22 protein-coding genes are annotated in these 26,262 nt (G+C 65.7%); 10 read left to right on the top strand and 12 right to left on the bottom strand.

From position 1 onward, the window contains the following. Positions 1-112: 112 nt before the first annotated feature. The 7 genes from ACFOWB_RS04445 to ACFOWB_RS04415 all read right to left on the bottom strand — a co-directional run bounded on the left by ACFOWB_RS04445 (position 113) and on the right by ACFOWB_RS04415 (position 12,519). A complete protein-coding gene (locus ACFOWB_RS04445; RefSeq protein ID WP_378145893.1) occupies positions 113-871 on the bottom strand; it encodes a hypothetical protein in 759 nt (252 codons plus the stop codon). A gap of 222 nt (positions 872-1,093) precedes the next feature. Continuing rightward, a complete protein-coding gene (locus ACFOWB_RS04440; protein WP_378145890.1) occupies positions 1,094-4,762 on the bottom strand; it encodes a hypothetical protein in 3,669 nt (1,222 codons plus the stop codon). A gap of 3,066 nt (positions 4,763-7,828) precedes the next feature. Further along, entirely contained in the window at positions 7,829-8,686 is an 858-nt protein-coding gene (locus ACFOWB_RS04435; protein WP_378145888.1) for a recombinase family protein, read from the bottom strand. 843 nt (positions 8,687-9,529) lie between these two features. Beyond that, on the bottom strand, positions 9,530-10,075 hold the full coding sequence (locus tag ACFOWB_RS04430) for a recombinase family protein (protein ID WP_378145886.1): 546 nt from the start codon (positions 10,073-10,075) through the stop codon (positions 9,530-9,532). Between the two features lie 140 nt (positions 10,076-10,215). Next, on the bottom strand, positions 10,216-11,277 hold the full coding sequence (locus ACFOWB_RS04425; RefSeq protein ID WP_378145884.1) for a hypothetical protein: 1,062 nt from the start codon (positions 11,275-11,277) through the stop codon (positions 10,216-10,218). A gap of 71 nt (positions 11,278-11,348) precedes the next feature. Then, entirely contained in the window at positions 11,349-11,834 is a 486-nt protein-coding gene (locus tag ACFOWB_RS04420) for a DUF4365 domain-containing protein (RefSeq protein WP_378146087.1), read from the bottom strand. A 307-nt stretch (positions 11,835-12,141) separates the two neighbouring features. Then, the gene (locus ACFOWB_RS04415) at positions 12,142-12,519 is read right to left on the bottom strand and encodes a hypothetical protein (protein ID WP_261401159.1); all 378 of its coding nucleotides are present in this window, start codon (positions 12,517-12,519) and stop codon (positions 12,142-12,144) included. A gap of 130 nt (positions 12,520-12,649) precedes the next feature. Between ACFOWB_RS04415 and ACFOWB_RS04410 the strand changes: the two genes are divergently transcribed. The 6 genes from ACFOWB_RS04410 to ACFOWB_RS04385 all read left to right on the top strand — a co-directional run bounded on the left by ACFOWB_RS04410 (position 12,650) and on the right by ACFOWB_RS04385 (position 18,067). Next, on the top strand, positions 12,650-13,390 hold the full coding sequence (locus ACFOWB_RS04410; RefSeq protein ID WP_261401160.1) for a putative quinol monooxygenase: 741 nt from the start codon (positions 12,650-12,652) through the stop codon (positions 13,388-13,390). Between the two features lie 28 nt (positions 13,391-13,418). Then, positions 13,419-14,387 carry an aldo/keto reductase gene (locus tag ACFOWB_RS04405; protein ID WP_261401161.1) on the top strand — a complete coding sequence of 323 codons (969 nt, stop codon included), beginning with the start codon at positions 13,419-13,421 and terminating at the stop codon, positions 14,385-14,387. Then, positions 14,384-15,409 (top strand): Kelch repeat-containing protein, encoded by a 1,026-nt coding sequence (locus tag ACFOWB_RS04400; protein WP_261401162.1) that lies wholly within the window; start codon positions 14,384-14,386, stop codon positions 15,407-15,409. Before ACFOWB_RS04405 ends, ACFOWB_RS04400 begins: the two co-directional genes overlap by 4 nt. Positions 15,410-15,567: 158 nt before the next feature. Further along, positions 15,568-16,128, top strand: coding sequence for a cytochrome b (locus ACFOWB_RS04395; RefSeq protein ID WP_261401163.1), 561 nt, complete (start codon positions 15,568-15,570; stop codon positions 16,126-16,128). Positions 16,129-16,223: 95 nt separating this feature from the next. After that, positions 16,224-17,603 (top strand): amidohydrolase family protein, encoded by a 1,380-nt coding sequence (locus ACFOWB_RS04390; RefSeq protein WP_261401164.1) that lies wholly within the window; start codon positions 16,224-16,226, stop codon positions 17,601-17,603. A gap of 86 nt (positions 17,604-17,689) precedes the next feature. Then, positions 17,690-18,067: a YkvA family protein gene (locus ACFOWB_RS04385; RefSeq protein ID WP_378145880.1), complete on the top strand. Its 378-nt coding sequence runs from the start codon at positions 17,690-17,692 to the stop codon at positions 18,065-18,067. A gap of 48 nt (positions 18,068-18,115) precedes the next feature. Here ACFOWB_RS04385 and ACFOWB_RS04380 read toward each other — a convergent pair whose 3' ends face one another. Both ACFOWB_RS04380 and ACFOWB_RS04375 read right to left on the bottom strand, forming a co-directional pair. Continuing rightward, positions 18,116-19,459 (bottom strand): alkaline phosphatase, encoded by a 1,344-nt coding sequence (locus ACFOWB_RS04380; protein ID WP_378145879.1) that lies wholly within the window; start codon positions 19,457-19,459, stop codon positions 18,116-18,118. A gap of 171 nt (positions 19,460-19,630) precedes the next feature. Next, positions 19,631-19,990: a hypothetical protein gene (locus tag ACFOWB_RS04375; protein WP_378145877.1), complete on the bottom strand. Its 360-nt coding sequence runs from the start codon at positions 19,988-19,990 to the stop codon at positions 19,631-19,633. Between the two features lie 304 nt (positions 19,991-20,294). On the opposite strand from ACFOWB_RS04375, the gene ACFOWB_RS04370 reads away from it, so the two are divergent. The 4 genes from ACFOWB_RS04370 (at position 20,295) to ACFOWB_RS04355 (ending at position 23,003) form a co-directional block, all read left to right on the top strand. Continuing rightward, entirely contained in the window at positions 20,295-20,594 is a 300-nt protein-coding gene (locus ACFOWB_RS04370) for a hypothetical protein (protein ID WP_378145875.1), read from the top strand. 389 nt (positions 20,595-20,983) lie between these two features. Continuing rightward, a complete protein-coding gene (locus ACFOWB_RS04365) occupies positions 20,984-22,306 on the top strand; it encodes a calcium-binding protein (protein WP_261401169.1) in 1,323 nt (440 codons plus the stop codon). Between the two features lie 122 nt (positions 22,307-22,428). Further along, a complete protein-coding gene (locus ACFOWB_RS04360) occupies positions 22,429-22,626 on the top strand; it encodes a hypothetical protein (RefSeq protein ID WP_261401170.1) in 198 nt (65 codons plus the stop codon). A gap of 176 nt (positions 22,627-22,802) precedes the next feature. Continuing rightward, a complete protein-coding gene (locus ACFOWB_RS04355; RefSeq protein WP_261401171.1) occupies positions 22,803-23,003 on the top strand; it encodes a hypothetical protein in 201 nt (66 codons plus the stop codon). A gap of 240 nt (positions 23,004-23,243) precedes the next feature. Here the strand turns inward: ACFOWB_RS04355 and ACFOWB_RS04350 are convergent, their stop codons facing one another. The 3 genes from ACFOWB_RS04350 to rho form a co-directional block, all read right to left on the bottom strand. After that, a complete protein-coding gene (locus tag ACFOWB_RS04350) occupies positions 23,244-23,897 on the bottom strand; it encodes a TPM domain-containing protein (protein WP_261401172.1) in 654 nt (217 codons plus the stop codon). Next, positions 23,891-24,679 (bottom strand): TPM domain-containing protein, encoded by a 789-nt coding sequence (locus ACFOWB_RS04345; RefSeq protein WP_261401173.1) that lies wholly within the window; start codon positions 24,677-24,679, stop codon positions 23,891-23,893. The genes ACFOWB_RS04350 and ACFOWB_RS04345 overlap by 7 nt, the downstream gene beginning before the upstream one ends. Before the next feature lie 243 nt (positions 24,680-24,922). Beyond that, on the bottom strand, positions 24,923-26,188 hold the full coding sequence (rho, locus tag ACFOWB_RS04340; protein WP_261401174.1) for a transcription termination factor Rho: 1,266 nt from the start codon (positions 26,186-26,188) through the stop codon (positions 24,923-24,925). Positions 26,189-26,262: the final 74 nt, after the last annotated feature.

Genomic DNA, 26,262 nt, shown 5'->3' with positions numbered 1-26,262 from the left:
CGGAAGGGCTTGCTGGGGAGGGCCTCACTGCGCCCACTGTGAACCCTCCCCAGCGCCCCACCCTCGCGACCGACGCATAGTCCGCGCCGGCCGCTCGGGAACTGGGGTCTCGTTACTCGGCGGCGTCGGGCTCTGACTGACGGGACCTGAGGGCGTGCTCGCGGTCGCTCATCTCAAAGGCCGATCGGATTGCCGCCACGTACTCCGCTGCGGTTCCCGGAAGGCCGGCGGCCCCAGCGTGGTGCTTGAAGTCCAGTAGCGCCGCCGCGAGAGCCTCCTCACGGCCGGCTCCCGAGGCCTGCAAGCCGACGCCTTCTTCGCGAAGAGACGTCTCTGCCCTTACCGCCCAAGCCTCATGGACCAGGTAGCGGTGATCGAGGAACCCGCCGCTGCCCCGCACCTGCTGTCCAGGCTGTGCGTCCCAGAGGATGCGGCTGGCGTAGACGTGGGAGACCGCCCCATACGGCCTGATATCCAAGCGGAGGTAGCTTTGGCCTTTGCCGTTGTCGTGAAGATCGGCCCCCATCCCGAGGCCGACTAAGAGGCGGAACCCGGCGAAGAACGTCGGGTCCATCCGGCGAGGTCTGGTAGCCTTCCGATCGGTAAGGCCGAAGGAAACAAGTGGGCGGCCTAAGAGGCCCGCCGTAAGGCCAATGTCCGTAAAGGGGCCGTGGCGAGCGTCCGTAAGTAGGAGGGAGAGGTCCGGCGGAGGAGCAGTCTCGTGGCTCTCAATGTAGGCCTTGGCCTGCCGGATGAACTCCAGGCAATCGGCATAAGCCTCGGGCGTTATGAACCGCGGGGCGGCTCGCTTCTCTGCGTTGTCTGACATCGTGATGTCCTCAGAAAGGGTGGGGCTGTAGGCAAGCGCCATCGGTCCGCCGTGAAGCCGGCGGCGTGGGCTGCGTGACGCTGGCGCTTCGAGGTGGCGCGATCGGAGCGGGCGCGGTGATCAGGCCTCTCGCGGGCGAGCTAGAGACCCGAAGGTGTGGCCCCGTGTCCCTCGTAGGAGCGGGGGCAATGCGCTGGAGAACGCCGCCGGGAAGCCGTGAGGCCTCCCGGAGCTGTCCCCATGGGTGTCGGGCGATCACGGGGGCTAATCCGAGCCGCCGCCTCCTAGGACCCCATTCACGAGGCCCATGACGCCGGATGACTCCGAGGCCTGCGGCTTGGCGGACCCTCCGCGATAAGCTGCGGCTACGTCGCGTTGCTTCTTGAGGATGGCGTCGCGGACGTTGGGGTCCTTCATCAGGATGTCCAAGGCGCTGCCCCGGTAGTCCGCCACGAGCCGCACCAAGAGATAGAGCTTCGTCCCCTTGGTCGACGCGTCGCCGTCCGGCGCTCGCTTGTAGCCACGCGAGGCGATGAGCTTCGCCGCCACCTCCTTAAGCGGCTTCGAACGGGGCGACGGCCTGCCACCTAGCTGCGCATAGACCTCGTAGGCGTTCCGTCCGTCCTTCATCGTGATGTCCCGGAGGTCGACGCCCGCCCGCGGCCTCGGGGCCACGCGCGTGATGGAGCTTCCGGTCTCAACGAGAAGGCGCTGGACTTCGCGGTCCACCACGGAGCCGTCGTCGTCCGACGCGAACCAATTGCGGCTGTAGGCGGTCACCGGGTCGCCCCACGCGTCGTACCGCTTGGGGACCTTCGTGCTCCACCCCGGAACGGTGGCCATGATGCGGTCCACCACCCCGCGGGCCTCGTGCAGCGTGTCGTCAGGGTTCGCCTGCCGCATCATCGCGGAGTACGGGACCATGTTGGCCGCCATGCTTCCGAAGAACCGCTGAGCCCGCTCCCCCTTGGGGTCGTCGTCGAACAGGGCGTCTAGGGCCTGCGACATGCTGAGGAGGTAAGACTTCTCGCGAAACTGCTTCGTTATGGCCAAGACCGGCGAGAAGATCGCGGCCTCTACGTCGATGTCCTGCCCCGTCTGCTGGCGCACATAGAGGGCGTCCACGATGTCTGCGGCGATCCCCAGGGGGATGGCCACGGGGTCCAGCCTTCCGAACGGGACGTAGGTCCGGGAGCCGTTCGCGTTGTGGCGGACGAAGCTGTAGGGCTGCCACCCGGTGGCCATCAGTTCGGCCTTCATCTTGGGATCATTCGGACCCCCGCCGGTGATGCGCCCGTCGATCGCCGCAAGGGCCGCGACCCCCATCGCCATCGTCCCAAGCGAGAACTGCCCGATGGCCTCCGCCTGAAGCTCCGGGCCCGCCTTGCCGGTGATGGCTTGGCGGAACTCCGTCTGGAGCATGTTGAGCCCCGGCGAGAGCTTCCACCCGTAGCGCAGGGCGTTGGTGGGGGTCTTCACGAAGGGGAGCAGCATCCCGACCGCCCAGTTGTTCTGAGCGAGCGCCTGCACGTGCTTGCCGAGCGTACCGGGCTGTAGGTCTTGCGAGAACGTCGCGATCTGGGCTTCGCGCAGCGCCTCGGGGTCCAGCCCTTGGCCGAACTCGTCGAAGCCGGCCTTAAGCGTGCTGTCGATGTCCTGCCGCACGAACTCCCGCAGGGCGTCGCCCGAGAGACCCCGCGCCATCCCGTCGTCCATCGCCCGGACTACCGCGCGGCTAGCGAGGCTCGACCGATAAACAGTCTGCTTCACCAGCTCATCCACGAAGCCGAGGCCCCGGGTCGGCAACCCGATGGCGAGATGCGCCGCGTACATCGCGTTGTGCAGCACGCCCGTGATGTCGTCGGCGGGCTTCCACTGCACATTGCCGCCCGCGCGGACGTTCTGGAGGAAAGCCTCCGTGCGGTGCGGATTGAGGATGCTGTCGTTCTTGAGGAACGCCTTCGAGGCCATCGACCAAGCGTCCGCGAGGTTCGTCGCATAGAAGCCGTAGGCCCGCAGGGCTTGGCGGTACTGACGGTTTGCGCTGCCCGCCAACTCAGCGTTGCCGGTGGCCGCCGCGAATGCTCGCTGCGAGGTGGCCCCGATGATCTTCTCCGCGGGCCGCAGGAGCATCATCCCGCCGTTCGACAAGATGTTGATGATCTGCGTCTTGGGGCCGGACACGAGGTTGTTGACGAGGACGTACTTCGCGTAGTCCTGCGCCCGCTCCCGCACCGTGGGGGAGATGACCTTACGAAGGGTCGCGGGGTCGTGGGACGCCTTGGTCCAGAGGTCCAGCAGCAGTTCCCCGCCGCTGAGGTCGTTGAGCGTGGCGTCGGGGCGGTCCAAATAGCCGCCGCCTCTGCGTGTCACCCTGCCGCCGGCCGCCCGGATGGCGAGGGTGTCGCCCAACGTCTGCCGGTAGGCCCCGACGAGGAGGTTGAACTCCCCGAGGGCCTTAGCCCGATCGCCTCCCCATGGGGTGAGGTCCCCGAGCTGAATGCGCGAGGCCATGCGGTCGGCTTCGAGCTTCAGCTTATTGGTCAGCATGATGCCGACTTCGAGCTGAGCCGGGAGGCCCACCGCCGTGCGGGCCGCTTGCTGAAGCGCTCCCAGGATGGCGTCGGGGCTTTCGTTATAGGCGCGGGCGAACTGCCCCACCGTGCGGAGCAACTCCCCGTCCGTCTGGACGGCCCAATCGTTGGCGTTGACCCCCTTGCCGCCCCGCTGCTTCTGGATGCGGGCGTTGACGGCTTCCACCGAGCGCCGGACGAAGAGGTCCCGCTCGGGGCTCCCCTCCGAGAGCCACTGCATGGGGAGCTGTTCGCCCTTCGCGAAGTTGTGGCCCGCCGCCACCGCGTCCGTGAAAGACCCCGCGGTCTCTATGGCGTCAGTGTCGGCCTTGAGCTTAGTGAGGAGCCTCTCCGCATTGAAGCCGTCCAGCGAGGGGGCCTTATAGGCGGGAGCGGGAAGCCCCACGCCTGCTTGCGCCACCCCTTGCTCGGGCGTGTCGACGCCATCCACCGCGGAGCCCTCGGGGGTCTTGGTGCGGACATCGAGGATGTCTCTTTGCGGCGGTGTCACCTGAGGCGTCGCGGCGTCGACCTGCTCCCCGGAGACCTGCACCTCCCGGCCCTCGGGAGCGCTGACGGTGGGCGCGGCCTCGGGGCCCCCTGTCATATGCTGAGGCTGGACGTCGGCCGCGATGGTCTCCGCTGCCTCGGGGCTCCGCGGAGCGTCCTGCGTGAGGTCTACGGCCTCGGGCCCTTGCTGCTCCTTGTCGAGCCGAGCCGTCCACTTAGCGGCGGCCTCGGTGTCTCCCGCCTTGAGGTGCTTCCAGACCTGGACGCCGCCGACAAAGGTCCCGATGAGCGCCGCGTCTAGACCGATGGACTCAAGGGCGGCCTTCATGCGGCCGACTGCGCGGCTATCGCTGGGGTCCGCCGCGAGGAAGCCCGTCACGGGGTTCGCCAGCGCCGTCCCTTGGACCATGTTTGAGAGGCGATCCTCATAGGGGTCGAAGGCGACAGCCCCCACCGCGGCGGCCTTAGCCGTCTCAGCGGCGACCTTCGCGCCCTTGCCCGCAACGTTGAGCTTGCCGAACCACGGCAGGACCTTCCCTGTGGCGGCCAGCTTGCCCGCCCCGAGCATCCCCACGCCGAACTGCGAGAGGCTCGCGGCGGCCTTTTCCAATCCGGGCGCGTGCTCGGTCCAGTCGTCCACCCCTCTGCGCAGGCTGGACTGTTCCGCCTTGGGGGTGGCCCCAAACAGGAAGTCCCGAGTCTGAAACACGGCCTGGAGCGCACCCACGATGGGGGCCTCGGGGTTGATACCGAAGGACCCGTCTCGGAGCCCCGGCTCCTTGCCGGCCTGCTTCGCCCTCTCAGTGGCCTCCCTTTGCCATGCGGCCGGGTCTTTCACCGGGTCAGCCACCGCAGGCTCGCCATAGGCAGGGGCCGGCGGTCCCTCCACCTCAGGGGTTGGCGCTGAGGTCCCTTGTGGGGTGGCCTTCGTGGGAGAGACCGCCGGCCCTCCGACCTCAGGTGTGGACAGTAGGGCCTCAATCTCCTCCGCAGTCATAGCTAGGCGCGACGTTGGTGCGGCTTTTGGGATGGGCCCGGGGGCGGCGGGAGCCTGCCCTTGGCCAGCCCCATAGAGGTAGGCCTCAAGCTCGTTCTCGTTCATGGCAGACGGCGCGGAGCCGGGTTGAGCGGACTTAAGGTTTCTCTCGGTCATCGGGCTTGCCCCCGATCGGTGAGGCGAACCCTCAGGGCGCGAACTCGCAGGCTGCACGCCTCGGGGGGCAATTCGTCGTGTGTGCGTATGGTCGACTTGAAGTCGAACCTTCGCGGCGCTGCCTCTGTCCCCGTTCCGTGTGCGCTGGGCTCCTTGCCCTCCGCGGCGGCCATCGTTTCGCTGTCAGTCATGGGGTGTCCCCCTCTCGAAGACCGGAGTGGGCGCACGTGGTCGCTGCGGTCCGGTCGCCCGCTGCGTCGTGTCTCTTGTGGTGGGTGGTCCGCTCGGGGCCGATGCATCTGTGGGTGTCTGGTGCTGCCCAAACTGGCCCGCTGTGAGGGGGTGCTGGGCCTTACCCCGAGGCCTAACCCCTTGGTCCCGGGCGGTGTGGGTATTGAGCGCACCCTCCGCCGCGGCCCCATGTATACCCACCCCATGTCCTACACGATGAACTTCACCGTGGGGGTTGGTGCAGGACGAACCCACCCCATGTGCTTGACCACAGGCGTGGCCCCATGTATCACCTGAGGTGTCAGGTGTGGCCTCCCTAGTCCTAGGGGTCCTGATGAAGCCATCGAGGTGGCGCACGGGTGTCCATCATTTGCGCGCACGAAATAAAGCCCGCTCAGTTCTTATGAGCGCGGCCATTCAACTTTAAAGCACATCAAAATTAGCGGTGGCCGTCAAGCGGTCTCGCGAAGCGCAGGCTTAAGCCTCGCGCCATCGCTGAAAGTTGGCCGCCTCAAAGCGCTTCGACTTGGGGACGCCCGACGCCCTGCCTCATAAGGCCGGGAGTTGTTCCCCCAAGAACGTCAACGGCTTAGGGCGTACGGGTTTCTGCGTAGAGCGCCCAGACTTGACGGCGGACTCTCGCCGCGCCAGCATTCTCACGCACCCCACAGTGCTGGGCGGGGGCGGCTTCTCGGCTCGAAAACAGTCAGATTGAGGCCGCCCCCGGTTCGCTTCTCCCAGAAACAGACGAAACGAAGCAGGCCCGCGACGGCTCAAAACGTCCGGCTTAACGACAACCCGCCAGAGCGCTTGCCCGGCCCCAGACCTCCAGCCGTCTCCGTGGAGGACATCGGGTAGGTCATAGGTGGCCTTGTGCGCTCCCCCATCCCGCAGGCCATCCCATTGCCCTAGCCCGCCGTCGTAGTGGCTCAGGGTGTCCGTGCTTGGGGTGTCTCATGCTTCGACCGCGGAGCGGGACCTCAGGCCACCTTGTGAAGGTCGCCCACGTGGTCGCCTTTCCGCCTTCGACCCCCTGCCTTAGCCCTGCCGCCACTCCCCCCACCCCGAGGCCTACCTGATGGCGACCCCTGTGTGGCTGCTATCTCCATTCCTAACGCGGGGGCGATCCTTGGGGCCTTAGCAGGACTAGGGGTGTGGTCTTGATGGAGTGCGTAAGGTGGGGCTTTGGGTGTCCAAGTCGGAGCGGTCGACGACAAGAGCATGTCGTCTCTCACTGCCTCCCCTATGGCCCTTGAGGGGTGGCCTCGAAGTGTTGGGCGTAGGAGGAGAGACCCCCGATCCCCTGTGCTCAGAGTGACCGACTTGGGGTCTAACAGTGTGGTCGCTCGGGGGAGGGCCTGAGGTGCACCCGAGGTGCTTAGGGGGACACCTTGAGTTAAGGGCGGCGGTGAGAGCTATGGCTTAGGGACACTCCAAGGGGGGCTCGGTGTCTATTCATATAGTAGGGGAGTTGTTCTCCAACGATAGCAATGGGTTAGAGACATCCAGTTGCCCCCTCGCGTCCTCATATAGGCCGGGAGTTGTTCCCCAATGATTTCAGAGCGTTAGGTGTCCCCCTATCCACCGATTATCAGGGGTCTAGGACACTAAGGTATACACACGGGTTTGGGCCCTGTGTCCTCATATACGGTGCGTATTGTTCCCCAACGATAACAATGGGTTAGGGACACGCAATGTTGCCCCCCTGTGTCCTCATATACGGCACGAGTTGTTTCCCAGCGTTATCAAGCAGTTAGCTAGGGCCCCCTCCGCAGGGAGAAAACACATAGAGCGGAACCCTCAGGCCCCGCCCTATGGAATTAACACATTGATTTCCTTGGAGGATTAACGCCCTACCCTATACCCCTCCGGGTGGCCTACCTCCGGGCAGGCCTTAGAGAGACCGGGCGATGATCGGGGGTTAGACCGGAGCCTCTCCCCGTTTCCTCAAGCGTATCCCCGAAGAGGATCTCAAGCTCAGCCATCAGGCGGTCTTGGGCGGACTCTGAAGGGATCGGTAGCGCCCATCCCGTGTTTCCGGCGGGGGATAGTAGGATCGCCAAGAAACGGTCGCTCATGGGCTTCTGTGAGTCATACAGAGGCTAGGGCCATCGCGCTCGACAAACCGGCTTCCCTGGCAAAAACCTTCGCGCCGCCGCCCTTGGCATGGACCGCCCGCAACCCCCACGCCTCACTCAAATAGGCGGGCCCGCCCCATGCAGGCCTCAGGGTCTATCTCGCCGGAACAGCCACTCCAAACCTTAGCGTCGTGCTGTCTTGTCGACGATGAACTGAGCACGGCCCCGAGGGTGTGGTCATAGACCCAAGCGGCTCCGAGCAACAAGCACAGCCACCCAGTGAAGAACACCGGAACGAACGCCACCCCGATGAGCCATCGCGGATCAAACCGCTTACGGATAGCAGGCTGAACGCTTTCCATCTTTGGCTCTCCCACGCTTCAAGACCTTAGGCTGTTGACGGCGCTGGACGCTGTATGGACTTAACCCACCTAATCAGCCTGTCCGCGGCCTTTCATGGCGTAACTAAACGTTGTCGCAACCGGATTACACTTTGCGCCGTCCACGACTTGCCGCCGTTGCGCTCTCTCTTGCCATAACGCGGCGTCAGAAAACCCCTCGCGTTGAGCGCTGTAGCCAGGCTACGAGCCGACATTGAACCCTGAGGATCGAGGTCTGCCAGTACATCCCGAAGGCTCTCTGCCCGATAAGCGGCTTTGGCCTTCTTGCCGGCGACCGCCGCGCTGTTCCCGAGGCCTGCAAGACAGCGTGCGCCGTTGGGATTGCCGAGCCTGAGGGGCTGGGAGGAGCCGTCTTCAAGCTCTCGGACTGCGTCTTCCCCCCGCGCCCGTTTCGCAGCCGCTTCCGCCGCCAAGGCCGCCCTCTTTGTCTCCAACGCTTCCCTGATCCGCTTCGAGATCATTTCGCGTTCGTGCTGCGCGACAGTGGCCAAAAGCCCTATCGTCAGGTCGCAAACGTCTGGTAGATCGGCCGCTACAAATTTCGCGCCGCCGTCTCTGAGCGTCAGAAGGAAAGCAGAATTACGGCTCAGTCGGCCTAGGTTTGCAATGACGAGGGTGGCTCCTGATAGCTGCGCAAGTCGCAGCGCGACCTTGAGTTGAGGACGATCGTCCCGTCTTCCGCTTTCTACTTCAACGTATTCATGCAGAAGCTTAGCCCCGTATCCACCCTTGCTGCGAATATACTCTGAAACGGCATCGCGCTGGGCTTTGAGACACAGCCCCGACGCGCCTTGCCGAACGGTCGAAGCCCGGAGGTACGAAACGTACCAAGGACCGACAACGGCCCAAGCTGTTTGAGATCGCGGCGGCGGTCCGTGATGCGGGCCGGAGGCTCCATTGCGAAACGACATGGTTCGAGCCTCGGAACAATGAGCGAAAGCGAACCAAATGGCTCCCATCACAGACAGCGTAACAAGGGTTAGGCAGTTTGAGAATGGCCGCGACTGCGTTCCCTCTACGTAGAACCCCGATGATGTCCTCTACGAAAGCATGTGGCAGGTTCTAAGTCGTCTGGTAGGGCAGCGTGAACGAGATGAGCACGAGCGAACTGGCGTCACTGGCGTTTGGGATACTCTTAGTGACCGCGCTATGCGGCCTAGCTCTCGCCCAGTTTCGTTATGACGTGCAGGCTCTTGGGACCTCCGATGCACGTTACCTGAAGCGCGATCGTTGGACGGGCGACATTTGGATTTGCGCCGGAAGTGGTTGCGTCGAGCTCAGCGAGCGCGTCATCCGCAGCCTTAAGCATTCAGCCGCGCCGCCCTAACGTGCTCTCACAGCGGGACACTCCACGATCTTCGGCGCAATGCAGCTCATCTCCGGCTTGGGGCCCGGCGGGACCCCCTCACAGGCCACAAGAGCCGTCCCCAACTCGTGCGCCTTGAGGTTCTGCATCGCGCCGCCACCGAGTTTAGCGAAGCCTTTCTTGCCGTTCCCGCAGGCGCACTCGAAGCGCACCTCAGCAAGATGGCGATCGGTGTTGTTCCGCACCCGAAGAACGGCCTCCAAGCGGGCCGCCGCGGCGAACCGGGGTGACGTCTCTTGGATCGTCACGCGGCCCTTCGGTTTCTCCTCACAGTCAGCCCTCGGGGCAGCATCGCATGCGCCGAGCGCGAGAGCGCTACAGGCCGCTCCGATCAGTTGCCACGCCTTCATCGTCGGCCCCCGCCTGCCACCGTCAGCGGTGGCGTCCTTCAGCCCGCACCCAAAGCTCGATAGACGCTCGCCCGACCGATCCCGAGCCGCTTCGCAATCTCGCTGGGCCCGAGACCCTGCTCCTTCAGCTCAGCGACGGCTCTTGGATCAATCGACGGGGCCCGCCCTTTGTAGACGCCCCGCGCCTTTGCCGCCGCGATCCCTTCCATCTGACGTTCCTTGCGGAGGTTCGTCTCGAACTCTGCGAACACCCCGAGCATGTCCAGAAAGGCCTTGCCCGCTGCGGTGCTCGTGTCGATCGGCTGCTCAGTCGCCTTGAGGGAGACCCCCTTAGCCTTCAGCTCGCGCACGATGTCCTGAAGATCGCCGATCGATCGCGCGAGGCGGTCCACGCGGGTCACCATGAGGACGTCGCCGGGGCGGGTAAACTGGAGGAGGGTGGCCAACTCGGTGCGGGCGTCCCGCGTGGTCCCACTCTTCTTCTCCTCGCGGATCACGTCGCAGCCGGCCGCCTTGAGGGCCGCCACCTGGAGAGTGGGGTCTTGATCGATCGTGCTCACCCGAGCGTATCCGAAGGTGGTCATGGCGGCGGCCTCGTGTCTCATATGGGTCTAGACCACGATGGCAGAATGTCTCATAGGTGTCAATTCCACCCTATTGAGACGCTCAAGATGTCTCAGTCCGCCGTCTCGCTGGGGTATACCCTGACGGGCTACGCCAATATCTAATCATCCAAAACTTCAAAGTCGAAGGGGCTTCCTAGTTCACTCATGTTGCCCCCATTAATATCCATGTATCCTGCCACGGATACTCGCAGTCCCTCGCTATGTGCTCTTAAGGCATCATAATATTCCGCTATGGGCAGTCTAACGCGTGTTCGTACCCTTCTGCTTCCCCGGAATAACCACTCAATATAGATTTCTCCAAATCCATCTCGCTCTAGCAGGGTAGGAGGCCGGTCAGATGTCTCAAGGCGAGAGACTGTCCCAGTTAGGCGCAGCAGCGGAGGCGGCTCATTCGCTCTGAGATATGCGGCGGCCTCCTGCATCATGTGCGCGGCTGCCGTGTCGATGCCAATTGACAAAGTCCTCGCAATATCAGGCGGCGTCTTCCATTCTGGCGAGAAGTCGATGTCAATCTCTAAGCGCTTCACTCCGCCTGTTGCCAATAAAATTGAGAAGTTCTCTAGCATATTAGAGTTAAAACCATCTTTGTAATGTTCAACAAGCAGGCGGGGCTCTCTCACATCCCAAGCCTTAGCTATGTGACCCATACCACGAGCCACGCGTTCAAAAACTCTTCTAGAGAATGGTCGCGCTGGATCGACTTCGTTATCAAAATATCCACTGTTCGGACCAACGCTCGACTGAATGCTGAAGCCAAAGCTCCCAACAAACGTATGGCCGAACCTACAGTCAGCTGCATAAGCGGCTCCCAAGGGGGAGGGTCCGCGAACATAGGCGAGTGACGTTTCTTCCGCCGTTCCCGCGGCTTCCAAAAATTGGCGCATCCGACGCAGAAAGCTCTCCGCTACCTTCAGCCTGATGCTGTCCATAAAGACTGCCTCGTCAGGAAGGCGCGCTCTGAATAAGTCTCGACTATATGAAGCAATCCTCTCCGCAATTTGGCTTTCTGTTCCGTCTTCCAGTCCCGACAGCGTTTTAAGAGCAAGGTCTATTTTGAGAGCCTCATCGGACCGGCCCGTGGAAGCGGGTAAAACAATCTCAAATACCTCCTCTCCGTGCTTTTGTACGAAAAGCTCTAGGCCGGGGACGGCGAGCTGCACGCGCCTCCAGCCGCTTCTAGTCAAATAAGACTTTAAGCGGTTGAGTGTCGGCTTGATTGATGTCCGTTCCATTACACGACTCCGCAACGGGTTCGCGCAGCGGTAAGCAGAGCTTTCAAACTTCCGACGTCAAACAGATTTGTACGAGGTATTTCAATGGTTACATTCGACGTGTTGGTAGTCGCCGAGCCGCAGGGTACATGATACCAATAACAACAGTTTCGCATAAGTAGATGAGAAGTGGATACATTCAGCCAATGCTCCTCCGGTTTCGGCAGGCACATAAGAATCAGGTAAATAGGGTTTGCTTCCGTATCGCGGGCTCCGAGATCGTTAAAGTTCTTTGAAGATAACTTGTATCTAATGTGACTTGCTGTGACCTTCCATGTCACTGAGGCCTTCAGCTGAAAATCGATGGGGAAACCTGAAGGTATGGCCTTTCCGTGAGGCGCGATCTTAAGGGGCTGAAACGTTCCATCAACGCCGTAGTCATGAATGCTATGGGCGACATCCACACCGGCTCGGCCGGCAATGGCATGTACACATGCGAGCGACAAGCGTTCTTGGATGTGTTGTAGGGTCAGCAAGACAGGCCCCGGCGAGATGCAACCTTGAGATCGCTGCAAAGTGGCAGGAAAACTTTAACGACCCTAGGGGGTACGGGGGGAAACTCGCAGCCGCTCCACGTAGTGAGGGGGCTCAAACGTGTGACCCCAAAATTTCGGCGCTTGCGTTGCTACACGGAGCCGCTACACCTAGCTAATCGCGATCGGCCGGTTAGCTGTTCGATCACAATGGCTTAAGGCAGTCCCAAGGTGCGTCCTGTGCGTATCCTTTCGGGCCCGCCAATTCTTCAGCAATCGCTTAGCCTCGATTTGTGACGCGTGCGCCGGTCAGTCCGGCGCGTCGGCGGAAAACCGCGCCGCGAGGACCTCGACCAGCGCCGGGATCCGGGTGGGGCTCAAGCGCCGTCCCCAGCCGTCCGGTCGCGAGATCGTCCTCGATGTCGCAACTCGACGTCAGGACCGGGCCCGCGCCGGCGGTCGCCCAGCCGCGCAGCGTCCCGCCGTCGTTCGCCATGCGGTCGCCCGAGACCCGCACCGAAAAGGTCCGCGCGCCCTCGCGGAACCCCAGCGCGAGCGACGTCGTCGAGGGCGCGACGCCCTCGGGGCGGGCGGCCGTGGACAAGCCTCCGTGATCGGCGCCGGCCACGAACAGGCGCAACGGCTCGAAACGGTCCATCTTTCGAGAATGCCGAAAGGTCTCTTCGCAATCAGCCGACTTATCCGTGAAACCCGAAGGCCTAGGTCGTCGGTCGCGGGACCGGCCGCGGCCATTTTTCCGAGCCGCGGTAACGACATGGAGAGCGGACATGCGGACAAGACGGGCATTTCTTGCTGGCGCGGCGCTGGCGGCGACGATCGTAATCCAGTTCGGCGCCCCGGCGCGCGCGGACGCGCCGACGACGACGACCGGCGAAATGCAGATCTTCGCCGCGATCCCGGTGAAGCCGCAGGAGATGGACGGGTTCCTGGCGGTGATGAAGGAGAACGTCCGCGGCTCCCGCAAGGAGCCCGGCAACGTCTCGTTCGACGCCTTCCAGTCGGAAGCCGGCGGCGACGCCATCTATCTGTTCGAGCGCTGGAAGGACCGCGCCGCGTTCGAGACCCATATGACGCTGCCGCATCTGAAAGCGGTCGTGGCCAAGGCCGGGACCGCGGCGGCGGGCGCGCCGACCGAGCGTTTCCTCACCGAGACCGCGCCGCTCCGGGGCGCCGCGCCCAAGCCCGTCGCGAACCCCGGCTCGAGCCGCAACGTCGCGGTCGTGCCGCATGTGAAGCCGCAAGAGCGCGAGACCTTTCTGAAGGCCTTCGCAGAGGTCATGCCCCAGGCGCGCGCCGCGCCCGGCAACCTGGCCTTCGATCTGCACGAAGACATGCGCGCCAGGAACGTCTTCGTCCTGTTCGAGCGTTGGACGGACGTCGCCTCGCACGAGGCCCATCTCGGGCAGGACTATTCCAAGAAGCTCGACGGGATCGTGCCCGCGACGCTGTCCCGGCCGGCGATGGAAGGCCGCGTCCTGCTCAAGGAAATCTCGGTCGCGGACAGCTGAAGCCCCGGCGCGAATGGAGACGAGGACCATGGACAAGAAACGGCTCGGGCGCACCGGCCTCGAGATCTCGCCGATCGTGTTCGGCGGCAACGTCTTCGGCTGGACCATCGACGAGGCGACGAGCGTCGACGTGCTCGACGCCTTCGTCGATCACGGCTTCGACGCGATCGACACGGCGGACGTCTATTCGGCCTGGGCGCCGGGCAATTCGGGCGGCGAATCCGAGGCGATCATCGGGCGCTGGCTGAAGAGCCGCCCCGGCATGCGGGAGAAGGTGAAGATCTTCACCAAGGTCGGCTCCGAGATGGGCTCGCCCGAGCGCAAGGGCCTCTCGGAGCGCTGGATCCTGTCGGCGGTCGAGGAGTCGCTGCGCCGCCTCGGGGTCGAGCGCATCGACCTCTACTTCTCGCACTGGCCCGACGACGGGACGGCGTTCGACGAGACGCTCGGCGCCTATGACAAGCTGCTGAAGGCCGGGAAGATCGGCGCGATCGGCGCGTCGAACCTCGACGCGGATCGGCTCTCGAAGTCGCTCTCGGTCGCCTCCGTGACGGGCCTGCCTCGCTATGACGTGCTGCAGCCAGAGTACAATCTCTACGATCGCGGCGCGTTCGTGGGGCCGTTGCGCGACCTTTGCGTCGCCGAGGAGATCGGCGTCGTCACCTATTACAGCCTCGCCTCGGGCTTCCTGACCGGCAAGTACCGCTCGAAGGCGGATCTCTCGCAGAGCAAGCGCGGCGGCGGGGTCGGCAAATATCTCGACGACCGAGGGCTCGCGATCCTGACCGCGCTCGACGACGTCGCGGAGAAGACCGGCGCGAAACCCGCCGAGGTCGCGCTCGCCTGGCTGATCACGAGCCGCGGCGTCACCGCCCCGATCGCGAGCGCGACCAGCCGCGCCCCGGTCGAAAGCTTCGCGCGGGCCGCAACGCTGACGCTGTCTCCCTCCGACGTCGCCCGGCTCGACGCGGCGGGCTCCGCAAAGGCGGCCGCGTGAGGCGCGCGGGTCCCGACCTTTCCCGCCGCGCCGCGCTCGCCGCGGGGCTCGCGCTGCCGTTCGCGTTTCAGGGCGCGGCGAGAAGCGCCGGCGGAGGGCGCTGGGAGCTCCGCGCGCCCGCGCCCTGGCGCGTGCAGGAGGTCTACGCCGCCGCGCGCGGACCGGAGGCGATGATCGCGGGCGGCATGCAGGTCGGCGTGGACGGCAAGTCGCGCGCGATCGCCAAGGTCGGGCTCTACGATCCGACCACGGACCGCTGGCGCGAGGGGCCGCCTCTGCCCGAGCCGCGCCATCATCCGCTGCTCGTCGCGCATGAAGGCCAGGTCTTCGCCATCGGCGGCGCGACCCACGAAAGCGAGACCCATGAAGGCGACGGCGCCTGGGGGCACTGGCGCCAGCGGCGCGACGTCTTCGTCGAGCAGGACGGCGCCTGGACGCCCGGCCCAAGCCTGCCGATCGCGCAGTCCGAAGGGGTCGCGGTCGTCCATGAGGGGCGCATTCATGTGATTTCGGGCCGGACGTCCCGTTCCGCCGACGCCCGGCTGTGGCCGGAGCAGCGCGACGTCGACCTCCACCAGGTTCTCGACGTCGCGAGCGGGCGCTGGTCGGACGCCGCGCCGATCCCCGGCGCGCGCAACAGCGCGACCGGCGCCGTGATCGACGGACGGATCTATGTCGCGGGCGGACGCACGATGGCGGGCGGCAACATGGCCCGGCTCGACGTTTACGATCCCACCGCCGACCGCTGGGAGCCGCGCGCGCCGATGCCGGAGCCGGCCGGCGGACTGGCGGGGGCCGTCCTCGACGGCCTGCTCTACGTCTTCGGCGGCGAGCGTCTTCACGAGGCCGGCCCCGGCGGCGTCATCGGCTTGGCCTGGCGTTACGACCCGAAGCGCGACGCATGGGAGCGCATGGCCGACATGGCCACGCCCCGGCACGGCCTCGCCGCGGTCGCGCTCGGGGCCGGATCCTGGCGATCGGCGGCGGAGCGGAGCCCGCGACGGCGCGAACGACCGCCGTGACGGAAGCCTTCACGCCGCCGTCCGCCTGAAACTGTCCGCTCACGCCGCCGTCACCCGATTTCGCAACTGCGTGAACGCCCTGGCCGCCGCCTTCCCGATCAGGCGAGCCGCGCCACGTTGCAGCGCAGCAAAGATTTTCGACCGAGGAGCTTTTTCCCATGGCCAGCATCACCGACGCCGCCGCGATCCCCGGGCGCAGCTCGGATCCCGCCCGCTATGACGGCGTCTCGCAGGCGCTGCACTGGCTGGTCGCGCTCGCGATGCTCGCCGTGCTGCCGCTCGCCTGGCTCGCCGAAGCCGCGCCCAAGGAGGACGCGGGCTACTGGATGTTCTTCCACAAGTCGGTCGGCGTGTTGCTGCTCGTCCTGATGGTCACGCGCTCGGTCTGGCGCGCGCGTCGTCCGGCGCCTGCGCCGCAGCCGGGCCCGTTCGCGGGACTCGCCAGGGCGACCCACTGGGCGCTCTACGCCGCGCTGCTCGCCATGCCGATCAGCGGCTACCTGATGTCGGGCTCGGGCAAGCCGGTGCCGTTCTTCTTCGTCAACCTGCCGGGCCTGCCCGAGAGCGAGGCGCTGAAGGACGCGATGAACTTCGTCCATGTGAACGTGCAATGGGCGGTCTACGCGCTGATCCTCGCCCATGTCGCCGGCGCGGCCTACCACGTCGCGGTGCGCCGCGACGGGCTGCTCGACCGCATGCTGCCGCGCCAGAACGCCTGACCCCGGAACCGGAGCGCCTCCATGACCGATCTCGACCGCCGCGCCATCAACGTCAACGCCGGCCGCTCCGGCCAGATGCTCGGATGAGGGACCGCATGGCGCACACCCGCCGGGGCTTTCTGGCGACCGCCGCGGCCGGCGGAGCGCTGGCGCTCGGCGCGCGGCGGACCAACGCGCAAGCGGGCGGCGAAGTGGTTCTGGCGGGCGCCCATGTGGTCACGATGGACCCGGGGCTCGGCGATCTCGCGACAGGCGACGTCCACATCCGCGACGGCGCGATCGCGGCCGTCGCGGCGTCGATCGCGGCGCCCGGCGTTCCGCGGCGCGACATGCGCGGCCGGGTCGTCATGCCGGGCTTCGTCGACACCCACTGGCACATGTGGAACACGATCGCCCGCGGGCTGCCGTCGAGCCGGCTCGGGCCCTTCGCCAAGACCATGGGGGCGCTCGCCAAGGTCTGGACGCCGCAAGCGAGCGCGCTTTCGGTGCGGCTCGCGCTCGCCGAGGCCGTCAACAGCGGCATCACCACGGCGCAGAACTGGGCGCACAACACGGCGACGCCCGATTTCGCCGAAGCCGAGCTCGCCGCCCAGCGGGCGTCGGGCGTGCGCGGCCGCTTCGCCTATGGCTATCCGCAGGCGCTTTCGCCCGACACGACGATCGACGTCGCGGCGTTGAAGCGCTTCGCCGAACGGCATGGCGGCGCCGGCGGACTCGTCTTACTCGGCATGTGCGCGCGCGGGCCCGACCGCTCGGCCGACGATGTCTGGCGCGGCGAATGGCGCGCGGCCCGCGAGCTGAAGCTGCCGATCACCGCCCATGTGGCGTCGAACCGCGCGTCGGCCGCCGAGGGCGCGATCGCGGTCATGCATCGCGACGGCCTGCTCGGGCCGGACGTCCAGATCGTCCATGCGACGCATGCGCGCCCGGAAGACTTCGCGCTGATGAAGGAGGCCGGCTCGCCGCTCTCGATCAGCCCCTGGACCGAGCTCGAGGTCGGCTACGGCCTGCCCGCGATCCCCGCCATGGCGGCCTCGGGCGTCGAGATGGGGCTGTCGGTCGACAACATGGTGCTGGCCGGCCGCGCCGACATGTTCGACGTGATGCGCCTCACCGCGGATCTCGCGGCCGGCATGGCCGAGAAGCAGTCCGCTCTGCCCGACCGCCGCGTGCTCGAATGGGCGACCATCGGCGGCGCGCGGGGGCTCGGCCTTGGCGACGCGGTCGGCTCGCTCAAGCCCGGCAAGCGCGCCGACGTCATCGCGGTCCGGGCCGACGGGCTGACGACCTCTCCGGCCGGAACGGTCGACTTCCTGCTGACCCACGCGGCCCAGCCCGCGGACGTCGACTTCGTGATGATCGACGGCGTGGTCCACAAGGAGGGCGGGCGGCTCACGCGGGTCGACGTCGAGGCGCTGGTCGCCGAAGCCGCGGCGACGATCGCGCGCCTGACGGAGCAGGCCGGCGTCCGCTGATCCGTCCCGGCCCTTGCCTCGCGGCCGGTCCCAAGGCAGGTGAGGCGTCGGCGCGCCGTCGGGGCCCGCTTGACGGGGAGACCGCGATGGGCCGGCTGCTCGACCGGGCGAAGCGGTGGGCGCGCGCGATCAAGCAGGACATCGCCGCGCTGTGGATCGCCGGCCGCGACCCGCGCACGCCGCTCGCGGCCAAGATCGTGACGCTCGCGGTCGTGGCCTATGCGCTCTCGCCCATCGACCTGATCCCGGACTTCATTCCGGTGCTCGGCTATCTCGACGATCTGCTGATCGTTCCGCTCGGCGTCATGCTCGCGATCCGGCTGATCCCGGTCGATCTCATGGCCGAGTATCGCGGGCGCGCCGCGGGGCTGGAGCGCCGGCCGCGCAGCAAAGCGGGCCTCGTCATCGTCCTCGCGGTCTGGGCTGTCGCTTCGGCCGCGCTGATCGGATGGTTCGTCTGGTAGGTCGGCGGCCGGGCGCGAGGCCCGGCCGCCGGTCATGCGAGGCGGGGCTTACTTGCCCTGCAGGATGTCGAACAGGTCGGTGTGGTCGGTGGTGCCGAGGATCTTCTCGGCGCCCGGGCCCTTGGCCCAGATCGGCACGACCGCGCCGGTGTGCTGCTGGCTCGGGGGCGTGGCGACCGGGCCGGGACCGCCCGCGGTGCCGTAGGTGATCCGCATCACCTGACCGTCCTTGGTGATCAGGTTGTCGGAATAGCCGGTCGGGTCCCCGGTCCCGGTCGAGTCCTCGGCCACGATCTGGCTCGTGTGCGAGTGGTCGGCGGTGACGATGATCAGCGTGTCAGGATTTTCTTCCTGGAACTTGAGCGCGACGCCGATGGCCTTATCGAACGCCACCGTCTCGCCGATCTGGCCGCAGGCGTTGGCGGCGTGGTCCTGCTTGTCGATCGAGGCGCCCTCGACCTGCAGGAAGAAGCCGCGCTTGCCGCCGCTCAGAAGCTCGATCGCCTTCTCGGTCATGAGCTCGAGCTTGGGCTGGACCTTCGGGCGGTTGTCGGTGTCGCACTTGTGCTTCTCGACGCCGGCGCCCTGGATGGCCTGCGGGCCGGTCCATTCGGTGGTCATGTTGCCGCTCGCGAACAGGCCGAGCACCGGCATGTCGGAGGACTTCAGCGCGTCGAGATCGTTCTTGGTGTAGATGAGCTTCTGGCCCTGGCGGGTCGCCGACTCCTCGACCGTCTTGCCGTCGTCGGAGCCGCCCGCGATCTTGCCGCCGGTCGCGTCGAAGCGGGCTTTGCCGCCGCCGAACACGACGTCCATCTGGTGGTCGACCATCTGCTCGGAGATCGAGCCGAGGCCGCCCTTGGCCTTCGTCTCGGTCGGGCAGAGGGTCATGTTGGCCGGCGCCTGGCAGCCGCGCAGGCTCATCTTGGAGGCGAGCACCGCCGGGGTGGCGTCGGTGATCTCGGCGGTCGAGACGTTGCCGACGCGCTTGCCCTTGGCCTGGAACACCTCGAGGATCGTCTTGTAGTTCTTGCCGGGCACGTTTTCGGCCGTGCTCGGTCCCTGCGAGATGCGCTCGTCGATGGTCTTCTTGCCGGTGGCCCACATGGTGCCGGTGGCGGCCGAATCCGGCGCGTAGTCCGGCAGGTAGGTCGGGCCGTCGCCCGGCTTCAGCGACCAGGTGGTCTGGAAGCCGGTGTGCGTGAGCTTGTCGAAGTTCAGCTTGTTCTTGACGCCCTGATAGTAGCGCGCCGCCGTCACCTCGGAGACGCCCATGCCGTCACCGATGAAGAGGATCACGTTCTTCGCCGTTTCGGCGGACTGAGCGGCTCCGACGCCGAGCCCGAACAGCAGCGCGGCGCCCGAGGCCGCGGCCAGCAGACCGTTTCGCATCCGGTGAGTTCCGAAGGAGGGTTTTCGCGACGTCCCCGGCCCTCCCGGCCCGGCGAACACGAAACCGTTATCCATCGTTCACAACCGACTGATGACGGTTCCGTGATCGCTCGCCGCCGCGAGCGGAAAGCGCAGGGCGCGCCAGAGAGACAGGCCGGCGATCGACCCTGATCAGTCTCCGAAGCGGGCGGCCAGACTTGCGAGATACATCCGGTGACCGGCGAGCGTGAGGACCAGCCCGTCGACGTCCGCGCGCGCATAGCCGCGAGCCACGAGATCCGGATAGAGGGCGCTGTCGGCCAGGCTTTCGACCTGGGAGCTCAGGATCGCGCCCAGGGCGGCGGCTTCTTCTGACGACAGAGGCTCGACAGGCGTCATGACGCGACCGGAGGTTGCGCTTATGCTGTGACGATAATCATAAGTCTGTTTCCTGCGCAATGTATTTTGACGTCTTGCGATGTGGCGAAAACGCTCGAAGACGGCGAGAAGATCGCGCGCGTGATGATTGGGCGCGATGTTCAGTCTTCGCACAGAAACGGCGGCGATCGCGGCGGGACGGACGCCGTGGGAGAGAGCGACTCACGCCTTTGCGACCGCTGCGGTCCGGCGCCCGGAATGGTTTTCAAAAGGTTAACGTTTCGGCCCAGGCATATGCATTTTTACATAGCCAAGAGACCAACGGGAACGACTTTAGTCGACGAATACTTAGGCGATTGAATCGAGCACAACTGATTCTCGCGTGTAGTGAAAATTTTCTGCGGCTTATAGTTGATTTCGTGATCGAACGCTCATATGGCTATTTGAAGGCGCATCACCGCGTCTGAGGATCCTCATCATGAGGAATTCACTAAACGACGAAATTGTTTTCGCAGATGCGAAGGTGATCGACGCCAGCGAAGCTGTAAGCAATCAGATCGCATTGATATTCCGACTTAAGAAGAGCGGTCTTGATATTCAATCGAGTGAGTCGGACCTCGATCGAATGTGCCAGGAGCTGAGGCAGTGGCAAGAATACAGAACACTTCTGTTTATCCGTAAGGGGATGCTGGACGGCCCTTCGGATCACAGAAAGACGCCTCCGCCGGCCGAAGGCGAGTTCTTCGGCGAGATCATCACGCAAGCAAGTTTTAGATGAGGGGGCGGCGTAACTCGGAAAGCGACTGTCTGCCGTCGAAGAAATACGTCGCCGGGCCAGAGCCGAAGGACGCGCGGACAATCTAGAGAAGAACGCGTTCCTATCGAGCGCCTGACCTTGCCGACATCTTTCCATAGTGACGGGCGCGGCGGACAGGACAGCTTAGCAGTATACGACTTTCGACACATAGACGATCAGAATAAAATACCTCGTGCAAAATAGAAACGCCCACATATAAATGACTAAATCCATATAGTTGTAATTATCGTTGATGGTACAGCTTTTCGTTTCATTCATAAATCAGCTGATAGGTTTGTTACGCGGACCGATGAATGCTCGCATATTGCTGTGACGGTCCGATGCTGACTTGTCGCTGAAAGGAATGGCTTATGGAACGTCAAAGTCTTTCGCTTGATGGACTGCTGGATGGCGTCGTCGACCTTCTTGACGATCTGCTTGGCGGCGATCTCGGAGACGTCGTCAAGGACCTCTCTCCGGGCGACCTGATCAAGGACCTGGGCAAGACGCTCGAAGCCGCATTGGGCGGCGGAGACTCCAAGCTTCTCGACAGCCTGCTCGACAACAAGGTCATCGATCCTCTCAAGCTTCAGGAGGTCCTCAACGGCGGGGACCTCGACCTCGGCGAGCTGCAGGACCTGCTCGGCGGCGCGGATCTCGGACATCTGGAAGACGTGCTCGACGACGTGTTCGACAACGGCCTGCTCGGCCTCGGCGAGACGGAGCTCGACCTCGACGCCCTCGGCGACCTCACCGGCGTCGATCTCGAGGCGGTCGTCACCTACGTCACCGGCCTCGTGGGCGCGGTGCTCAAGACGGCTGGCGAAGCCACCGACCTCGAGGATCTGCTCGACGTCGTGCTGGCCGGCGACGACAAGTTGGTCGGCGACTCCAGGGACAACACCATCCATGGCGGCGCCGGCGACGACGACATCACCGGCAAGTCGGGCGCCGACACCCTCGCGGGCGACGAAGGCGACGACCGGCTGAACGGCGGCGGGGGCCAGGACCGGCTTCTCGGCGGCGACGGCTCGGACGTGCTCATCGGCGGCGGCGGTTCGGACAGCCTCGACGGCGGTTCGGGCGCGGACGTGATGAAGGGCGGCGGCGGCGACGACCTCTATACGGTCGACGACGCCGGCGACGTGGTGATCGAGGGCGCCAATGGCGGCCGCGACACGGTCGAGAGCCGGATCTCCTACGAGCTCGGCGACAATGTCGAGCGCCTCACTCTGCTCGGCGGCCGCGACATCGACGGGGTCGGCAACGACCTCAACAACCGCCTGGTCGGCAATCGCGGCGACAACGAACTCAGCGGCGGCGCCGGCAAGGACATCATCCTTGGCGGCCGCGGCGCCGACGTGCTCTCGGGCGGCTCCGGCGACGACATCTTCAAGTTCGGCGACGTCCATGATTCGGGCATCGGCAAGAAGGCCGACGTCATCGTCGATTTTGAGGACGGCGACCGGATCAATTTGAAGGGCGTCGACGCCAATCCCAACGAGCCGAACGACCAGGCGTTCGACTTCATCGGAAAGGGCGACTTCTCCGGCGATGGCGACGGCGAGATCCGCTACTCGTTTAAGGGCGGCGACACCCTCGTGCGCATCGACGCGGACGGCGACGGCGAGACGGATATGAGCATCCGCCTCGAAGGCCATCACAAACTCGACGCGGGCGACTTCGTACTCTGACGAGAAACAGCCGGGCCGGGGCGCTTGAAGCCTCCCGGCCCGGCCGAACTGCAGGCCGGGCCTGCAAGCGTTCTGCGTAACCAGGAAACATCAACGGCCAACCCGCAACGCTTGGGTCGATCATGCTGAGCATCGCCTTCCAACCCCCCGCCTCGCTCGAGACTTCGAACGCGCTCGAGGAGATGCAGTGGATCGACCAGGGTCTGGCGCTTTGGGCCGAGGGGCTCGCCTGCGAGGGCGCCGATCTCGGCGAGATCACGGAGCTGCTCGAACGCGCCTTGCAGACGCTGCGAGGCCGACGCTCCGCGTGGGCGGCGTAACGAACCGCATCCCTCTCCGCCGAATTTCTTCGAGGCCGCATCGTCCGAGACCGGACGGGCGGCCCTCGGCGAAAATTTTCTCGTGGAAATCGTTCCGGACTTAGCCTGGTTAATAGGACCGCAGACCTGTTTCGCCGCCGATGTTCCCAAAATCGCGATTCGCGGGGGACACGCAGGTGCAACGGTCGGATGCGACGGTCTGGGAGCTGGCGCGAAAGCTTTTCAAAGCTGAGGAGGACGACCGGTTCTGGTCGAACGGCCTGCATGCGTCGCAGCTCCAGAAGGACGGCTATCGGGTCCTCAGCGAGACCGAGAAGGCCAAATATTACGACCGGGCGCTCGACCTCATGAGGTCGCGCCGAAGCTGGAAGGACTGACGCGGCGTCGGGCGAGAGCCAGGGACGGCGGGGAGGTTCGGGCGTCGGGGGGACGGAAAGCGGGCGTTGGCGCGCTCCCGCCAAGATCTTCGCCGTCATCCCGGCCGCAGAGCCGGGATCCAGAACCGATGCGGCTCGCCCAGCCGGCCTGACGACGTCGGTTCTGGGTCCCGGGTCAAGCCCGGGACGACCCGGGAGGTTCGGCCGCCTCAACGACACCGTTGGCGCGCTAGAAATCGGTCAGCGCACCACCGGGTCGTTCGGCAGCTCGTCGCCGAGCCCTGCGCGCGGCGGCAGGACGTCGGCGAGCGCGCGGCCGCAGCGCTCGACCGCGGCCACGATCCCGTCGACCAGCCGGCCGGAGCCCGCGGCCGAAGTCACGTCCTCCACGGTCTCGCGCCAGGTCTGGGGAGCGGCCGCCTCGTGCACGCCCTCGTCGGCGATGACCTCGACGTTGCGGTCGGCGACCGCGACATGGATCAGCACGCCGGTGCGCTCATGCGTGCGGCCAAGCCCGAGTTCCGCGAAGGCGCGTTCGGCCGCGTCATGCGCGGCGGCCGACGGCAGCCGGTCGATCCGCAACGCCCGGCGGACGCGCGAGGACGACGCAAGGCCCGCAAGGCCCGCGAAGATCGCGGCCTGGGCCAAGGCCAGCACGTGGATCGACGGATCGAGCAGCGACAGCGGGCCGGCCGAAAAAATCGCGAGGAAGCCCGCGACCACGAGCGCGACGGTGGCGTCGGCCTCCTCGCAGGGGCTGGTCTCGATCACGACGACGATCTCGGCCGCCGTGCCGGCCTCCGCCGCGCGGACGGCCTCGGCGATGCGGGCGCGATCCTGCTCCGACAGAAGCGGCGCGGGAGGCGCGGCGAAGCGTTCGCGCAGGCTCACCATCCGCCCGAGGCTCCGCCGCCGCCCGACGATCCGCCGCCCCCGCCGCCGAAGCCTCCGCCTCCTCCGCCGCCCGACCAGCCGCCGCTCCCGAGGCCGCCCGCGGTCCCGCCGGTGATCCAAGGACCGGACCGTCCGCGCGACCGCGGATTGGTCATCGCCCGATAGAAGCTCCACAGCACGATGGCGAAGATCGTGAGCACGAAGACCGTGGCCAAAAGGTCGAGCCACGTGGGCGCAGACTCGTCGGCGGCGTTCGCGCGCGCCTTGAACTCCTCGGCCTGGCCCGAAAACACCGCCATCACGTCGTCGGCGCCGCGCGCGATCCCGCCTGGAAAGTCGCCGGCGCGGAAGCGGGGAAGGATGGCGTTCTCGATGATAAGGCGCGAGACCGCGTCGGTGAGGTCGCCCTCGAGCCCGTAGCCGACCTCAATGCGGACCTTGCGCTCGTTCGGCGCGATGAGAAGGAGGGCGCCGTCGTTGCGCTGCTTGTCGCCGAGGCCCCAGTCGCGGAACAGGCGGTTGCCGAAGTCCTCGACGCTCGTCCCCTGCAGCGACGGCACGGTCGCGACCGCGAACTGGTGGCCGGTCTTGTCCTGAAACGCCTTGAGCTTGGCGACGAGCGCGGCTTCGGCGTCAGGCGGAAGGATGTTCGCCTCGTCGACCACGTAATTGGTGAAGCGCGGGAGGCTGAGATCCTGCGCGAACGCCGTCGCGGCCAGAAGCCAGAGCATGGCGACCGGCAGGAGGGCGAGGGCGGAGAGCCGTGTGAAGCGACCGAGCATCGCGGGTGATTTTAGGCCGGAGGGGGCGCGCGTCATCCTGCAGAGCGACGCGACGTTCTGAAGCCGGTTCGTTTCCGCCGCGTCACGCGCCCCGTCTTGTCCGGGGCGTCCATCGGTCGGACGGCGCCGCGCGCCGATGTGGATCCCCCGGACCAGCCGGGGGATGACGATCGAGGTTCGAACGCCGGTTCCTGAACACGCTCCCGGATCGGCCCTGCGGCCGTCCGGGAAGACCGCATGTCCTCAGGTGTTCATCGAGTCGAAGAAGTCCGCGTTGGTCTTGGTCGAGCGCAGCTTGTCGAGCAGGAACTCCATCGCGTCGACCGTGCCCATCGGGTTGAGGATGCGGCGGAGCACATACATCTTCTTGAGCACGTCCGGCGGAACGATGAGCTCTTCCTTGCGCGTGCCCGAGCGCGTGATGTCCATGGCCGGGAAGGTGCGCTTGTCGGAGACCTTGCGGTCGAGGATGAGCTCGGAGTTGCCGGTGCCCTTGAACTCCTCGAAGATCACCTCGTCCATGCGCGACCCGGTGTCGATCAGCGCCGAGGCGATGATGGTGAGCGAGCCGCCTTCCTCGATGTTGCGCGCGGCGCCGAAGAACCGCTTCGGGCGCTGCAGGGCGTTGGCGTCGACGCCGCCCGTGAGCACCTTGCCCGACGACGGCACCACGGTGTTGTAGGCGCGCCCGAGGCGGGTGATCGAATCGAGCAGGATCACGACGTCGCGGCCGTGCTCGACGAGGCGCTTGGCCTTCTCGATCACCATCTCGGCGACCTGCACGTGGCGCTGGGCCGGCTCGTCGAAGGTCGAGGAGATGACCTCGCCCTTCACCGAGCGCTGCATGTCGGTGACTTCTTCCGGGCGCTCGTCGATGAGCAGCACGATCAGGAAGCATTCGGGGTGATTGGCGGCGATCGCGGTCGCGATGTTCTGCATCATGACCGTCTTGCCCGTCCTGGGAGGGGCGACGATCAGGGCGCGCTGGCCCTTGCCGAGCGGCGCCACGATGTCGATCACGCGGGTCGACATGTCCTTCTTGGTCGGGTTTTCGATCTCCATCCGCAGGCGCTCGTCTGGATAGAGCGGCGTCAGGTTGTCGAAATGGACCTTGTGGCGCGCCTTCTCGGGGTCCTCGAAGTTGATCGTGTTGACCTTGAGCAGCGCGAAATAGCGCTCGCCTTCCTTCGGGCCGCGGATCTGGCCCTCGACCGTGTCGCCGGTGCGGAGCGAGAAGCGGCGGATCTGCGAGGGCGAGATGTAGATGTCGTCGGGGCCGGGCAGATAGTTGGCGTCCGGCGAACGCAGGAAGCCGAAGCCGTCCTGCAGCACCTCGACCACGCCGCCGCCGATGATGTCGACTTCGCGCGCCGCGAGCTGCTTGAGAATTGCGAACAAAAGCTCCTGCTTTCGGAGCGTTGAGGCGTTCTCGACCTCGAGCTCCTCGGCCTGGGCGAGGATTTCGGTCGGCGATTTCGCCTTGAGATCGAAGAGCCTGACTTCGGGCATCTTGGGCCTTTGAAGGGAGTCCCCGCGCTAGGACGGGGCGAATTCGGAAGGGACGTTCGGTTTGGGAGGACAGG

Source organism: Chenggangzhangella methanolivorans (assembly GCF_042648545.1).
Taxonomy (GTDB): domain Bacteria; phylum Pseudomonadota; class Alphaproteobacteria; order Rhizobiales; family Methylopilaceae; genus Methylopila; species Methylopila methanolivorans.
The sequence above is the reverse complement of the archived record's forward strand: the minus strand, read 5'-3'. Positions and strand labels throughout refer to the sequence as shown.

Bases quoted from the DNA above. Each gene is read 5' to 3' on its own strand.
- ACFOWB_RS04430 (WP_378145886.1), bottom strand. From the start codon at position 10,075: ATGACCACCTTCGGATACGCTCGGGTGAGCACGATCGATCAAGACCCC.
- rho (WP_261401174.1), bottom strand. From the start codon at position 26,188: ATGCCCGAAGTCAGGCTCTTCGATCTCAAGGCGAAATCGCCGACCGAA.
- ACFOWB_RS04360 (WP_261401170.1), top strand. From the start codon at position 22,429: ATGCTGAGCATCGCCTTCCAACCCCCCGCCTCGCTCGAGACTTCGAAC.
- ACFOWB_RS04395 (WP_261401163.1), top strand. From the start codon at position 15,568: ATGGCCAGCATCACCGACGCCGCCGCGATCCCCGGGCGCAGCTCGGAT.
- ACFOWB_RS04380 (WP_378145879.1), bottom strand. From the start codon at position 19,459: ATGCGAAACGGTCTGCTGGCCGCGGCCTCGGGCGCCGCGCTGCTGTTC.
- ACFOWB_RS04350 (WP_261401172.1), bottom strand. From the start codon at position 23,897: ATGGTGAGCCTGCGCGAACGCTTCGCCGCGCCTCCCGCGCCGCTTCTG.
- ACFOWB_RS04435 (WP_378145888.1), bottom strand. From the start codon at position 8,686: ATGTCGTTTCGCAATGGAGCCTCCGGCCCGCATCACGGACCGCCGCCG.
- ACFOWB_RS04405 (WP_261401161.1), top strand. From the start codon at position 13,419: ATGGACAAGAAACGGCTCGGGCGCACCGGCCTCGAGATCTCGCCGATC.
- ACFOWB_RS04445 (WP_378145893.1), bottom strand. From the start codon at position 871: ATGGCGCTTGCCTACAGCCCCACCCTTTCTGAGGACATCACGATGTCA.
- ACFOWB_RS04410 (WP_261401160.1), top strand. From the start codon at position 12,650: ATGCGGACAAGACGGGCATTTCTTGCTGGCGCGGCGCTGGCGGCGACG.
- ACFOWB_RS04370 (WP_378145875.1), top strand. From the start codon at position 20,295: ATGAGGAATTCACTAAACGACGAAATTGTTTTCGCAGATGCGAAGGTG.
- ACFOWB_RS04390 (WP_261401164.1), top strand. From the start codon at position 16,224: ATGGCGCACACCCGCCGGGGCTTTCTGGCGACCGCCGCGGCCGGCGGA.
- ACFOWB_RS04385 (WP_378145880.1), top strand. From the start codon at position 17,690: ATGGGCCGGCTGCTCGACCGGGCGAAGCGGTGGGCGCGCGCGATCAAG.
- ACFOWB_RS04345 (WP_261401173.1), bottom strand. From the start codon at position 24,679: ATGCTCGGTCGCTTCACACGGCTCTCCGCCCTCGCCCTCCTGCCGGTC.
- ACFOWB_RS04365 (WP_261401169.1), top strand. From the start codon at position 20,984: ATGGAACGTCAAAGTCTTTCGCTTGATGGACTGCTGGATGGCGTCGTC.
- ACFOWB_RS04415 (WP_261401159.1), bottom strand. From the start codon at position 12,519: ATGGACCGTTTCGAGCCGTTGCGCCTGTTCGTGGCCGGCGCCGATCAC.